The organism is Pseudomonas sp. TE21394 (genome assembly GCF_054057835.1).
Genome location: NZ_JBSRZR010000001.1, coordinates 3,602,746 through 3,614,630, shown reverse-complemented (window position 1 = coordinate 3,614,630; position 11,885 = coordinate 3,602,746). Strand labels below are relative to the sequence as shown.

15 protein-coding genes and 1 pseudogene are annotated in these 11,885 nt (G+C 65.0%); 1 reads left to right on the top strand and 15 read right to left on the bottom strand.

From position 1 onward, the window contains the following. Window positions 1–5: 5 nt before the first annotated feature. Window positions 6–734, top strand: coding sequence for an aspartate/glutamate racemase family protein (locus ACVWZT_RS16620; RefSeq protein WP_296231479.1), 729 nt, complete (start codon window positions 6–8; stop codon window positions 732–734). 74 nt (window positions 735–808) lie between these two features. On the opposite strand, the gene ACVWZT_RS16615 is transcribed toward ACVWZT_RS16620, so the two are convergent. The 15 genes and pseudogenes from ACVWZT_RS16615 to ccmA all read right to left on the bottom strand — a co-directional run bounded on the left by ACVWZT_RS16615 (window position 809) and on the right by ccmA (window position 11,852). After that, on the bottom strand, window positions 809–1,471 hold the full coding sequence (locus ACVWZT_RS16615) for a histidine phosphatase family protein (RefSeq protein ID WP_457472090.1): 663 nt from the start codon (window positions 1,469–1,471) through the stop codon (window positions 809–811). A 194-nt stretch (window positions 1,472–1,665) separates the two neighbouring features. Continuing rightward, window positions 1,666–2,004 carry an FKBP-type peptidyl-prolyl cis-trans isomerase gene (locus ACVWZT_RS16610; protein WP_296231480.1) on the bottom strand — a complete coding sequence of 113 codons (339 nt, stop codon included), beginning with the start codon at window positions 2,002–2,004 and terminating at the stop codon, window positions 1,666–1,668. A gap of 108 nt (window positions 2,005–2,112) precedes the next feature. Next, a complete protein-coding gene (locus ACVWZT_RS16605) occupies window positions 2,113–2,520 on the bottom strand; it encodes a GFA family protein (protein ID WP_296231481.1) in 408 nt (135 codons plus the stop codon). 92 nt (window positions 2,521–2,612) lie between these two features. Then, window positions 2,613–3,401, bottom strand: a complete 789-nt coding sequence (locus ACVWZT_RS16600; protein ID WP_457470318.1) for a PhzF family phenazine biosynthesis protein — start codon at window positions 3,399–3,401, stop codon at window positions 2,613–2,615. A 46-nt stretch (window positions 3,402–3,447) separates the two neighbouring features. Then, entirely contained in the window at window positions 3,448–4,386 is a 939-nt protein-coding gene (locus ACVWZT_RS16595; protein ID WP_457470316.1) for a 2-hydroxyacid dehydrogenase, read from the bottom strand. A gap of 132 nt (window positions 4,387–4,518) precedes the next feature. Then, a pseudogene (locus ACVWZT_RS16590) lies at window positions 4,519–4,923 on the bottom strand (hypothetical protein); the annotation flags it as partial. A 12-nt stretch (window positions 4,924–4,935) separates the two neighbouring features. Then, window positions 4,936–6,132 carry a c-type cytochrome biogenesis protein CcmI gene (gene ccmI / locus ACVWZT_RS16585; RefSeq protein ID WP_457470314.1) on the bottom strand — a complete coding sequence of 399 codons (1,197 nt, stop codon included), beginning with the start codon at window positions 6,130–6,132 and terminating at the stop codon, window positions 4,936–4,938. Further along, complete coding sequence (locus tag ACVWZT_RS16580) at window positions 6,125–6,601, bottom strand: cytochrome c-type biogenesis protein (protein ID WP_296231491.1); 477 nt, start codon at window positions 6,599–6,601, stop codon at window positions 6,125–6,127. The genes ccmI and ACVWZT_RS16580 overlap by 8 nt, the downstream gene beginning before the upstream one ends. After that, window positions 6,598–7,134 (bottom strand): DsbE family thiol:disulfide interchange protein, encoded by a 537-nt coding sequence (locus ACVWZT_RS16575; RefSeq protein WP_457470313.1) that lies wholly within the window; start codon window positions 7,132–7,134, stop codon window positions 6,598–6,600. Before ACVWZT_RS16575 ends, ACVWZT_RS16580 begins: the two co-directional genes overlap by 4 nt. Beyond that, the gene (locus ACVWZT_RS16570; RefSeq protein ID WP_457472088.1) at window positions 7,131–9,104 is read right to left on the bottom strand and encodes a heme lyase CcmF/NrfE family subunit; all 1,974 of its coding nucleotides are present in this window, start codon (window positions 9,102–9,104) and stop codon (window positions 7,131–7,133) included. Before ACVWZT_RS16570 ends, ACVWZT_RS16575 begins: the two co-directional genes overlap by 4 nt. Window positions 9,105–9,115: 11 nt before the next feature. After that, window positions 9,116–9,571, bottom strand: a complete 456-nt coding sequence (ccmE, locus tag ACVWZT_RS16565; protein WP_170031058.1) for a cytochrome c maturation protein CcmE — start codon at window positions 9,569–9,571, stop codon at window positions 9,116–9,118. After that, entirely contained in the window at window positions 9,568–9,744 is a 177-nt protein-coding gene (gene ccmD / locus ACVWZT_RS16560; protein ID WP_225778653.1) for a heme exporter protein CcmD, read from the bottom strand. Before ccmD ends, ccmE begins: the two co-directional genes overlap by 4 nt. Further along, window positions 9,741–10,508 carry a heme ABC transporter permease gene (locus ACVWZT_RS16555; protein WP_296231497.1) on the bottom strand — a complete coding sequence of 256 codons (768 nt, stop codon included), beginning with the start codon at window positions 10,506–10,508 and terminating at the stop codon, window positions 9,741–9,743. The genes ccmD and ACVWZT_RS16555 overlap by 4 nt, the downstream gene beginning before the upstream one ends. 46 nt (window positions 10,509–10,554) lie before the next feature. Then, window positions 10,555–11,232, bottom strand: a complete 678-nt coding sequence (gene ccmB / locus ACVWZT_RS16550) for a heme exporter protein CcmB (protein WP_013973563.1) — start codon at window positions 11,230–11,232, stop codon at window positions 10,555–10,557. After that, window positions 11,220–11,852 carry a cytochrome c biogenesis heme-transporting ATPase CcmA gene (gene ccmA, locus ACVWZT_RS16545; RefSeq protein WP_296231500.1) on the bottom strand — a complete coding sequence of 211 codons (633 nt, stop codon included), beginning with the start codon at window positions 11,850–11,852 and terminating at the stop codon, window positions 11,220–11,222. The genes ccmB and ccmA overlap by 13 nt, the downstream gene beginning before the upstream one ends. Window positions 11,853–11,885 lie beyond the last annotated feature (33 nt).

Sequence of the window (11,885 nt, the reverse complement as noted above, 5' to 3'; positions counted from 1 at the left end):
TACACATGCGTATCCTGATTGCCAACGTCAATACTACCGAAGCCATCACCGAAGCCATCGCCGAACAGGCCCGCAGCGTGGCCGCGCCCGGTACCGAAATCATCGGCCTGACCCCATGGTTCGGCGCCGAATCGGTGGAAGGCAATTTCGAAAGCTACCTGGCCGCCATCGCCGTGATGGACCGGGTGCTGGCCTACGAGGGCCGCTACGATGCGGTGATCCAGGCCGGCTATGGCGAACATGGCCGCGAGGGCCTGCAGGAGTTGCTGGACGTGCCGGTGGTGGACATCACCGACGCTGCCGCCAGCACCGCAATGTACCTGGGCCACGCCTATTCGGTGGTCACCACCCTGGACCGCACCGTGCCGCTGATCGAAGACCGCCTGAAGCTGTCCGGGCTGTATGAGCGCTGCGCCTCGGTGCGCGCCAGTGGCCTGGCGGTGCTGGAACTGGAAGCCGACCCGCAGCGCGCCGTGGCGGCGATCGTCGAGCAGGCCGAACGCGCCGTGCGTGACGACAAGGCCGAGGTGATCTGCCTGGGTTGCGGCGGCATGGCCGGGCTGGACGAGCAGATCCGCCTGCGCACGGGCGTGCCGGTGGTGGATGGCGTCAGCGCGGCGGTCACCGTTGCCGAAGCACTGGTGCGCATGCGCCTGAGTACCTCCAAGGTGCGTACCTATGCCACGCCGCGGGCGAAAAAGGTGCTGGGTTGGCCGATGCGCTGCGGTCGTTGAGCTGGCTTGCCTGTACCGGCCGGTTCGCGGGCAGGCCGCGAACCGGCCGGTACGGTCAGCCCACCACTTGCGGCTCAGGTCGGGCAGCCACGATCCCGACCATCCAGCCCCTGGCGCACGTTGCGGCTGAGCAGGCTGGCCTTGCCGTCGCGCCAGGTCAGCTTGAGCACGTAGAGGGTATCGAAATCGTCACCGTGCCAGTCCTCGGTGATCACCCGCTGGTCGCCCAGGGCCTTGCCGGCCACAGTGTTGATCAGTTCGGGGAGGTAGCCGTGCGACCAGGCGGTGTAGACGGTCGCGTTGCGGTACTTGTCGCGCAGTAGCTCGTCGGCAAGCGCTTCGGTGTCGTTGGCGCCGTAATCGATGTTCACCGGCAGGCCCAGGCGAATGGCGCTGGGGGTGATGGTCATCAGCGGGCGGATGTAGCTGTAGCTTTCCTCCTTGCTACCTTCCTCGACATGTCGCGAAGGGTTGGCGGCAAACACGTAGTCGGCCTTGCCAAAGCGTTCGGGCAGCACGCTGGCCAGATCCAGCGCTCGGTTGAGGCCCTGGCAGTTCAATTGGCCCAGGCCCTCTTCCGGCTTCTCGGCGTGGCGCAGGAACACCAGGGTTTGCGTGCCATTTGCCGGTTGCGCGCGGCTTTCGACAGCCTCCAGCACCAGCGGCACGGTGGCGGCGCTAAGCACCAGGCCCAGCAGCGGATGACGATGACGGTAAAAGAACGTAGGCAACTTGATCAAGGCGAGACACCCTTTGTAGTGGGTGCCATCCTTGGCAACGAGTGAGGGTCAGAGTGCCCTGAACCCGTTTGGTTCCTCCTTGAAGTCAGGTGCCGTCCCTGGGCTAGGCCATATTAGGAAATGGGTGTTGCCGAATTGTTTAGAACAAAAGAACCTGCGGTTGCATGCGCCTGGCCGGTAGCCGAGTGCTTTCAGTCATCTCGCGTCAGCACTTCCAACAACTCGATCTCGAAGGTCAGGTCCGAATGCGGCGGGATCGCGCCCACGCTGCGTTCGCCGTAGGCCAACTGCGCCGGCACCTGCAGCCTGCGCTTGCCACCCACGCGCATGCCCATAAGGCCTTGGTCCCAGCCTTTGATGACCCGGCCGGTGCCGATCACGCACTGGAACGGCTTGCCACGCGACCAGGACGAGTCGAACTCGCTGCCATCGGCCAGCCAGCCGGTGTACTGGGTGATGATCAGGGCGCCTTTGACGACGGCCTTGCCGTCGCCTTCGACGAGGTCGGTGATCTGCAGTTCTTGGCTCACGGGGCACTCTCCAACACTGGAAACAAAGCCGCCCTTTTCTCAGGAATGCGCCGGTTTGGCAAGTTCGCATGGCATCGATGTCAGCGCCCCCGTTGCCACAAGCGTGGATCAGCCGAGCTGCTCGAAGGCCTGCTGCCCGGTCAATTCCCTGGTTTGGTTGGCGAAGCAATACCAGGCGGGTTTCTGTTCGACAAAAATCTGCAGGTCGAACGCCCATTCCTGGTCACCGTCAAGCAAGCCGACCGGCACCGCATGGAAGTCGTTGGCCTTGAGCCGGTAATACAGATGTGTGCCGCACTGACCGCAGAAACCGCGCTGAGCCCAATCGGACGAATCGTAAACACTGGGCGCACGCCCTTCGATTACCGGTGGCTGGCTGCAGTGCACCACCAGCAGCGGGCCGCCGGTCCACTTGCGGCACATGCTGCAATGGCAGGCGCTGATGTGGGTGCTTTCGACGATAGCGGTGAGCCGGGTGGCGCCGCACAGGCAGGTGCCGTGTTTTTCCAGGGACATGGCTGGCTCCTTCAGCTGAAGATGGGCCAGCAATTATAGACGCCTGTGCCGGCCACATCGCCGACACAGGCAGTGCAAGGCGGATGCCAGGGTCAGATGTACACCGTACCACGCAGGTACAATGCTGCCCGCCCGCTGATGATGACCCTGCCGTTGCCCGGTACCTCGCATTGCAGGTGCCCTTTGCGCGCACCACCCTGCTCGCAGCTGAGCAGCTGCTTGCCCAGGCGCTCGGCCCATATCGGCGCCAGAGAGGTGTGCGCCGACCCGGTCACCGGGTCTTCGTTGACGCCCACTCGCGGGCCGAACCAGCGGGTAACGAAATCAAAGCCGCGGCCTGCCGCCGTCACTGCGATGCCGCGCACGTCGAAGCGCGCCAGGGCGACGAAGTCCGGCTTCAAGCGATCGAGCAACAAGGCATCATCGATTACCACCACATAGTCATCGCTACGGAACACTGCCTGCGCCTGGCTCAGCCCAAGCGCCTGCAGCAGGCCCGCGGGAAGGTCTACGGCAACCGGCTGCCTGGCTGGAAAGTCCATGGCCAGCAGACCGCTGGCGCTGCGGCTGACCCGCAGTTCGCCACTGCGGGTGTTGAAGCGCAGCACCTGCGCCTGCTCACCCAACTGCTCGAACAGCACATAGGCCGACGCCAGGGTGGCATGGCCGCACAGGTCGACTTCGACCGTGGGGGTGAACCATCGCAGGTCGAAGGTTTCACCGTTACGCACGAAATAGGCAGTTTCCGACAGGTTGTTCTCTTCTGCGATGCGCTGCAGTACCTCGTCCGGCAACCAGCTTTCCAGCGGAATCACAGCGGCCGGGTTGCCACCGAAGGGCTCGGCGGAAAAAGCATCGACCTGGAAAATCTCGAGTTGCATGCAAACGCTCCTTATGGGCCGGGCAGTGCCGGAGGTATCGAATGGGTCAAGGTAGGACGGGGGTGAGCACCGGCTCACCGGCAAAGAACGCCTGCAAGTTGCGCAGCACCAAGGTTACCGTGTCGCGTGCCGCCTCTGGCGACTGGCCGGCCACATGGGGCGTGAGCACGGTATTGGCAAGGGCCTTGAGCGCATCCGGCACCTGTGGCTCGTCATCGAACACATCGAGCGCGGCACCGGCCAGTCGGCCCTGCTGCAGCGCGACAAGCAGCGCCTGGGTGTCGACTACGCTGGCGCGGGCGATGTTGACCAGGTAGCCCTTGGCGCCCAGTGCATCGAGCACCCGGGCATCGACCAGATGGCGGGTATCGGCACCGCCGGGGGTGGCCACCAGCAGGATGTCTACGGCCTCGGCCAGGTGCAGCGGGCTGTCGTACCAGGTGTAGGGCAGATCCTGGCGTGGCGTGCGGCTGTGGTAGCTGATGGGCATGTCGAAGCCCTGATGGGCACGCCTGGCGATGGCCTGCCCGACCGCACCGAGGCCGAGGATGCCCAGGCGCTTGCCGGTCACCGAGGGGCTGATCACTCGGTTCCATTCGCCGTGGCGGATACTGGCATCGACGCGGGGAATGTCGCGCAGCAGCGCCAACAGCAAAGCCATGGCATGGTCAGCGACCGCGCTGGCATTGGCCCCGGCACCATTGGTGACAGCGATGCCGCGAGCGGCCGCGGCGGCCAGATCGACCTGCTCGTAGCCGGCGCCGATCACACAGATGATCTGTAATCTGGGTAGGGTCTGGATTTCGGCGGCAGTCAGGCCCAGCGGGCCGCGGGTGAGCACGGCATCGATTTCATTGGCGTGGTGTCGAATGGCTTCGGCGCGCAGTTGCGGTGAGGGGGCACGAATCAATTGGTAGCCAGCCTGCTCCAGCAGGGGCAGGTAATCGTCGACGGTTTCTACCAGAACCAGGACTGTCTTGCGCATGCCACCTCCGGATCAGTTCGAAGTGGCATTATGCGGAATCACTGACCAGTACAGTCAACCGAAATAATCAGGCACAACTGCACTGTTCTGCTCAGCACGGCTTCCTGCTCTTGCTTCTGCTCTACTGGGCGATGCGCGCCCCAAACCACCCGGTACACCACTGCTGTCCGTTTCCTGCCATGGCCCGTTCGGGCTCAGCGACCAGCTCCAGCCGTTATCGAAGCGATAGTAGGTACGCTGGCGGTAGAAGGTATTAGGTTGCTTCTCGAGCACGTATACACCCAGTTTCGGGTCCCAGTGGCTCGCTCCACCAGGCGGTGGCGCAAAGCTGGCCGAAGTGCGCGGCATCGGTTTGGGGATGGCCGCCGGCTTGCCTGGCGCAGTGGACGGTTGCCCACCCGGCGCCGGCTTGACCACCGGCCCCTGCTGCGGCAACCGCTCGATCGGCGGCTCCGGCTGCTCGTACGGCTCATGCACCGTACACGCAGACAAACCCAGGGCCAGGGTGATCAGGGTCAGGCGGACGGTGCTGTGCATGGCATTGCTCTCTTACGGGTCGGGGCTGTCGATGGTCAGGTGCTGGGTGGCCTGCGTGGCGCTGGGCAGTGGCACGCCCTGGCCAATCCACTCGCCATGGGTAGGCTGGCCTGCACGCGAGACCCGTGCAACCAGTTGGACTTCGGCAAAGTCGGACAGTTTCATCTGCGGCAGCATCGCGTCAGCATCGGACAACTCCACCTCGATCGGCAACTGCGCCACCGTCACCCGCTTGGCCGCCAATGGCATCGGCGGCCCGTTGCTGGCGCGGGCAAAGATGAACACCGTGTCGTCCGCCCTGACCTTGTCTTTCAACGCCGCCGCCAGCTCCACCCGCACCTTCAGACGCGCCGCCACCGGCGCAGGTTGCGCAGCCTGCCCCGACGAGCCGCCCAGGCGCTCGGCAGCGCGATTGATACCGCCCTGCAACGCCTCACGCGATGCGTCACCTTCCGGCAACTGGGCCAGCAAGCGCTTCCAGTAATCGATGGCCTCCTGGTAACGCTCGCCCTCGAAAGCGGCGATGCCACGCAGCCCCAGGCTGGTCACTTCATTGGGGTCGGTTTTCAGTGCCTCGTCAGTCAGCGCTTGCAACTGCGGGTTCCATTGCTTGCCTGCAGCGAAGTACAGCGCCTGGGCCCACTGCCCCAGCAGCTCGGGCTGGCGCCCGGCCAGGGCCACGGCGCGCTCGAAGGTGCGCGCCGCATCGGCAGGACGCTGTTCGGCCATGTAGGAACGCCCCAGGTAATACACCGCCTCGGCCGAGTCCGGCTGGGCTTGCACCACCCGTTCCAGGCGTGCCGTCATCTCCTCCATCGACTTGGGCGCCTCGGCGAACTCCTGGGTCAGTTCCACCCTGTCCGCCGCACCAAAATGCAAGTACAGCCCCAGTGCCATCACTGGCACCAGCACCGCCGCCAATACTGGCAGGGCTTTGCCCAGGTGGCCCTGGCGGGCAACTTCGGCACCTTCGGTATCCGCCAGCAACTCGCGCGCGGCTTCGTCGCGGCCCTTGGCCATCTGCGCCTCGTCAAGCACGCCAGCGGCCTGCTGCGCCGCCAGTTCGTCGACACGCTCCTGGTACAGCGCCACGTTGAGGGCGGTGCGGTCTTCTTCCTGCTGCTGGCGCCGGCCACGCAGGATAGGGATCAGCAGGAAACCAAGGGCAGCGAGCAACAGCAGGCCCGCACTAAGCCAGAATTCAGTCATGGGTCTGTTCTTTTTCCAGCAGTTTGGCGAGACGCTCGCGTTCTTCGAGGGATAGCTCTGGCGCAGCCTGGGTGGCCGAGCCACGACGACGGCGGACGATCAGCGCCAGCACCACGAAACCGCCGACCAGCAGAATCCCGGGGCCGAACCACAGCAACCAGGTGCGGCCACTGAGGGCCGGCTTGTAGCGCACGAAGTCGCCATAGCGGTCGACCATGAAGTCGACGATCTGCTGGTTGCTCTTGCCTTCGCCGAGCATGCGGAAGATTTCGCGGCGCAGGTCGGCGGCGATCGGTGCGTTGGAGTCGGCGATGTCCTGGTTCTGGCACTTGGGGCAGCGCAGCTCCTTGGTCAGTTGCTGATAACGCTCACGCTCGGCGTCGTCGCGGAACTGGTAGGTATCGATGGCCGCCTTGGCCACACCGGCCAGGCTGATGCCGAGCACGGCTGCTGCCAACCAGCGCTTCATGGCCTGGCCTCGTCGACCAGGCCCTGGTACAGCGGGGCGAGCTGCTGACGCCAGACATTGGCGTCGACGATGCCGACGTGCTTGTAGCGGATGATGCCCTTGGCGTCGATCAGGAAGGTCTCCGGCGCGCCGTAAACGCCCAGGTCCAGGCCCAGGCTCCCCTGCTCGTCACGGATATCCAGCTGGTACGGGTTGTGGAATTCCGCCAGCCATTTCTGTGCGGCGGCATTGTCGTCCTTGTAGTTGATGCCGTGGATCACCACGCCCTGCTCGGCCAGCTGGTTGAGGTAAGGGTGCTCGACCTTGCACGACGGGCACCAGGTCGCCCACACGTTGACCAGTGCCGGGCGGCCCTGCAGGTCGGCCTGGGTCAGGGTGCGGTCGCCCTGGGTCGAGGCCAGGGAAAACGCCGGGAACGGCTTGCCGATCATTGCCGACGGCAGTTCGTCGGGCTTGAGGAACAGCCCCTTGTAGAGCACAACTGCCATCAGCAGGAACACCACCAATGGCACCACCATGATCCAACGCTTCATGCAGCTGCTCCAGACACGCCCAGGGCTTCACGCACCCGGGTCTTGACCTTGACGCGGTAACGCCGGTCGAGGGCCGCCAGCAATCCGCCCAGGCCGGTCAGCAGACCGCCCAGCCAGATCCAGCGGACATAAGGCTTGATATGCACGCGCACTGCCCAGGCGCCGTTTTCCAGTGGCTCGCCAAGGGCGACGTACAGGTCGCGGGTGAAGCCGGCGTCGATGCCGGCTTCGGTCATCATCGACTGCTGCACGGTGTAGAGGCGCTTTTCCGGGTGCAGGGTGGTCACCTCACGGCCATCGCGGCTGACCACGATGGTGCCCTTGTCGGAGATGAAGTTAGGCCCTTCGAAGTGCCTCGCACCTTCGAACAGGAAGTGATAACCGCCCAGCTCGACGCTTTCGCCCGGGGCCATGCGCAGGTCGCGTTCGGCGCTGTTGTTGCTCGACAGCACCACGCCCAGCGCGCACACCGCCAGGCCCAGGTGCGCCAGCTGCATGCCCCAGTAGCTGCGCGTAAGGCCCAGCACGCCTTTGACCAAGCCCTTGTGGCGGGTCTTGTCGAAGATGTCGCGCAACCCGCCGAGCACCACCCAGGCAGCCAGGGCGAAGGCGCTCAGCGAGGGCCAGTCGAAATCATCGACGATGAAGCCGGCGACCGGCGCCAGCACTGCGCTGCCGATCAGTACCGGGGTCAGCATGCTCGCCAGCCATTTGCCGGGGGTGTCTTTCCAGCGCACCACCACGCCCACGCCCAGCACCACCATCAGCAGTGCCATCAACGGCAGGAACAAGGCATCGAAGTAAGGCGGGCCGACCGACAGCTTGGCCCCGCTGAGGGCGTCGAGTACCAATGGGTACAAGGTGCCGAGCAGGATCATCGAAGCAGCCACCACCAGGATCAGGTTGTTGGCCAGCAGCAAGGTTTCCCGCGACCACAGGGCAAAGCCGACCTGGCTCTTGACCACCGGCGCACGCACGGCGAACAAGGTCAGCGAACCGCCAACCACGAACAGCAGGAAGATCAGGATGAACACACCACGCGCCGGGTCGGCGGCGAACGCGTGCACCGAGGTCAACACGCCGGAACGGACCAGGAAAGTGCCCAGCAGGCTCAGCGAGAACGCGGCAATTGCCAGCAGCACCGTCCAGCTCTTGAACACCCCGCGCTTTTCCGTCACTGCCAGCGAGTGGATCAGCGCGGTGCCCACCAGCCAGGGCATGAACGAGGCGTTCTCGACCGGGTCCCAGAACCACCAGCCGCCCCAGCCCAGTTCGTAGTAGGCCCACCACGAGCCCAGGGTGATGCCGACGCCGAGGAAGGCCCAGGCGACGATGGTCCACGGCCGCGACCAGCGCGCCCAGGCGGCGTCCAGGCGCCCGCCGAGCAGTGCGGCGATGGCGAAGGCAAAGGCCACCGAGAAACCGACGTAGCCCATGTACAGCATCGGCGGGTGCACGATCAGGCCGAAGTCCTGCAGCAGCGGGTTGAGGTCGCGGCCATCGGTCGGTACCTGAGGCAGCAGGCGCTGGAACGGGTTGGAGGTGATGATCAGGAAGCTCAGGAAACCGACGCTGATCATGCCCATCACCGCCAGCACACGGGCCAGCATCGGCTGTGGTAGCTGGCGCGAGAAGATCGACACGGCGAAGGTCCAGCCGCCGAGGATCAGCGCCCAGAGCAACAACGAGCCTTCATGGGCGCCCCAGACGGCGCTGAACTTGTAATACCACGGCAAGGCGCTGTTGGAGTTGCTGGCCACATAGGCGACCGAGAAGTTGTCGCTCATGAACGCGTGGGTCAGGCAGGCGAAGGCGAAGGCCAGGAAGGCGAACTGGCCCCAGGCCGCCGGGCGCGCCAGGCTCATCCACAGGCTGTCGTTACGCCAGGCGCCGAGCAGCGGCAACGTAGCCTGCACGGCAGCAAAGCAGATCGCCAGGATCATGGCCAGCTGGCCGAGCTCGGGTATCATCAGCGCCGCGTTCATGGCCTGGCCTCCATGCCGCCAGCCGCCTGGCCGCTTTCCTTCAGCGCCTTGGTGACCTCGGGCGGCATGTACTTCTCGTCGTGCTTGGCCAGCACTTCATCGGCCACCACCACGCCGTCGCCATTGAGCTTGCCGAGGGCGACGATCCCCTGCCCTTCACGGAACAGGTCCGGGAGGATGCCGCGGTAGGTGATCGGCACGGACTTGTTGAAGTCGGTGACCACGAAGCGCACGTCGAGCGAATCGGCAGAACGTTGCACCGAGCCCTTCTCGACCATGCCGCCAGCGCGAATGCGCGTGTCCAGCGGTGCCTCGCCGTTGGCGATCTGGGTCGGGGTGTAGAACAGGTTGATGTTCTGCTGCAGTGCGCTCAAGGCAAAGCCGACGGCAACCCCGACGCCGACCAGCAGGCCGACGATGAGCAACAGGCGTTTCTTGCGCTGCGGATTCACTGGTTGTTCTCCCGGCGCAAACGGCGCGCCTCATCTTGCAGGTAGCGACGGCGGGCCAGCACGGGGGCGGCAACATTCAGCCCCAGCACTGCCAGGCAGATGCCATAGGCCGTCCACACGTACAGGCCATGGTGGCCCATGGCGAGAAAGTCACCGAAGGTGGCAAAACTCATCGTGCGGCCCTCTGCCCCAGGCTGTTCAATACTTCCTCCTTGACCCAACTGGCGCGGGCCTCGCGCTTGAGCACTTCGAGGCGCATGCGCAGCAGCAGCACCGCACCAAAGAAGCAGTAGAAGCCCAGCGCCGTGCACAGCAACGGCAGCCACATTTCTGCAGGCATCGCCGGTTTTTCCGTGAGGGTGAAGGTGGCGCCCTGGTGCAGGGTATTCCACCACTCCACCGAATACTTGATGATCGGGATGTTCACCACGCCGACAATCGCCAGCACCGCACAGGCCTTGGCCGCACTGTCACGATTACTGATCGCCTGGCCCAGCGCAATAATGCCGAAGTACAGGAACAACAGGATGAGCATGGACGTGAGGCGGGCATCCCAGACCCACCAGCTGCCCCAGGTCGGCTTGCCCCAGATGGCGCCAGTGACCAGCGCCACGGCGGTCATCCAGGCGCCGATGGGCGCGGCGCACTGCAGGGCGACGTCGGCCAGTTTCATCTTCCACACCAGCCCCACCACCCCGGCCACGGCCAGCAGCACGTAGCAGGATTGCGCCAGCATTGCCGCCGGCACATGGATGTAGATGATGCGGAAGCTGTTGCCCTGCTGGTAATCCTGCGGGGCGAAGGCCAGGCCCCAGGTGATGCCGACCAGCAGCAGCAGCACGGCAGCCCCTGCAAGCCACGGCAGCATGCGGCCGCTGATGGCATAGAACCATTTTGGGGAGCCCAGCTTGTGGAACCACGTCCAGCTCATTTTCATCAGGGTACATCCAGGGTATTGGCCGGGCTTGAAAGCCCGGGACTCGTTATTCGCCGACGCTGATCTTCAGGCCGGCCGCTATCGCAAAGGGTGCCAGGGTCACGGCCAGCGCCGTGAGGCTGGCCAGCCAGAGCAGGTGGCCGGTTGCCGGCATATTCTGCAACGCCGCTTGCAACGCACCACTGCCCAGGATCAATACAGGGATATACAACGGCAGAATCAGCAATGCCAGCAGCAAACCACCGCGCTTCAGCCCTACTGTCAGCGCCGCGCCTACCGCGCCCAGCAGGCTCAGTACCGGCGTGCCCAGCAGCAACGAACCGAGCAGCACCGGCAGGCAATGACTCGGCAGGCCCAGCATCAGCGCCAGCAACGGCGCCAACAATACCAGCGCCAGCCCGGAAAAGATCCAGTGCGCCAGCACCTTGGCCAGCACCAGCAACGCCAGTGGATGCGGCGACAGCACCCATTGCTCCAGCGAGCCGTCCTCGAAATCGCTGCGGAACAGGCCGTCCAGCGACAACAGTACCGCGAGCAGTGCCGCCACCCAGACCAGCCCTGGCGACAAGGTTTGCAACAATTGGCTTTCCGGGCCGACCGCCAGCGGGAACAACGCCACCACGATGGCAAAGAACACCAATGGGTTGGCCAGCTCGGCCGGGCGGCGGAACAGCAGCCGCGCTTCGCGGCGCAACAACAGGATGAATACGCTCATGCCGCCCATTGCCCCAGGTTCAGTTCACGGTAACCGGAGGGCTTGCGTACCAGGGTATGGTGGGTGGTCAGCACCACCGTACCGCCCTGCTCGCAGTGCGCCGCCAGGTGGGCTTCAAGCTGCGCCACGCCTTGCTTGTCCAGGGCGGTGAAGGGTTCATCGAGAATCCATAGTGGCGGGCTGGCCAGGTACAGCCGGGCCAGCGCCACGCGGCGCTGCTGGCCAGCCGACAGGGTGTGGCAGGACACGTCTTCGAAACCGCGCAGGCCCACCGCTGCGAGTGCCGCCCAGATGGCATCGGGGGTGGCCGGCTGATGCAGCGCGCCGAGCCAGCTGAGGTTCTCCTCGGCGGTGAGCAGGTCCTTGATGCCCGCCGCATGGCCGATCCACAACAGGATGCTGGCCAGGGCATGGCGCTGCTCGCCGAGCGGCTGCCCGCCCAGCAGAATCTGCCCGGCGGTGGGCTGCATCAACCCGGCCAACAGGCGCAGCAGGCTGGTCTTGCCACTGCCGTTTGGGCCGCTGATCTGCAGCATGTCGCCGGGGCGTAGCTCGAAATCGAGGTGCTCGAACAGCAGGCGCAAGTCGCGCTCGCAGGCCAGGCCCACGGCTTGGAGGTGAAGGGTCACGGATTCGCCTTATCTAGATGCTTCTCAAGTCGC

Excerpts from the sequence above, each read along its gene's own strand:
- ACVWZT_RS16620 (WP_296231479.1), top strand. The coding sequence starts at position 6 with ATGCGTATCCTGATTGCCAACGTCAATACTACCGAAGCCATCACCGAA.
- ACVWZT_RS16605 (WP_296231481.1), bottom strand. The coding sequence starts at position 2,520 with ATGTCCCTGGAAAAACACGGCACCTGCCTGTGCGGCGCCACCCGGCTC.
- ACVWZT_RS16600 (WP_457470318.1), bottom strand. The coding sequence starts at position 3,401 with ATGCAACTCGAGATTTTCCAGGTCGATGCTTTTTCCGCCGAGCCCTTC.
- ACVWZT_RS16595 (WP_457470316.1), bottom strand. The coding sequence starts at position 4,386 with ATGCGCAAGACAGTCCTGGTTCTGGTAGAAACCGTCGACGATTACCTG.
- ccmI (WP_457470314.1), bottom strand. The coding sequence starts at position 6,132 with ATGACTGAATTCTGGCTTAGTGCGGGCCTGCTGTTGCTCGCTGCCCTT.
- ACVWZT_RS16580 (WP_296231491.1), bottom strand. The coding sequence starts at position 6,601 with ATGAAGCGCTGGTTGGCAGCAGCCGTGCTCGGCATCAGCCTGGCCGGT.
- ACVWZT_RS16575 (WP_457470313.1), bottom strand. The coding sequence starts at position 7,134 with ATGAAGCGTTGGATCATGGTGGTGCCATTGGTGGTGTTCCTGCTGATG.
- ACVWZT_RS16570 (WP_457472088.1), bottom strand. The coding sequence starts at position 9,104 with ATGATACCCGAGCTCGGCCAGCTGGCCATGATCCTGGCGATCTGCTTT.
- ccmD (WP_225778653.1), bottom strand. The coding sequence starts at position 9,744 with ATGAGTTTTGCCACCTTCGGTGACTTTCTCGCCATGGGCCACCATGGC.
- ACVWZT_RS16555 (WP_296231497.1), bottom strand. The coding sequence starts at position 10,508 with ATGAAAATGAGCTGGACGTGGTTCCACAAGCTGGGCTCCCCAAAATGG.
- ccmB (WP_013973563.1), bottom strand. The coding sequence starts at position 11,232 with ATGGGCGGCATGAGCGTATTCATCCTGTTGTTGCGCCGCGAAGCGCGG.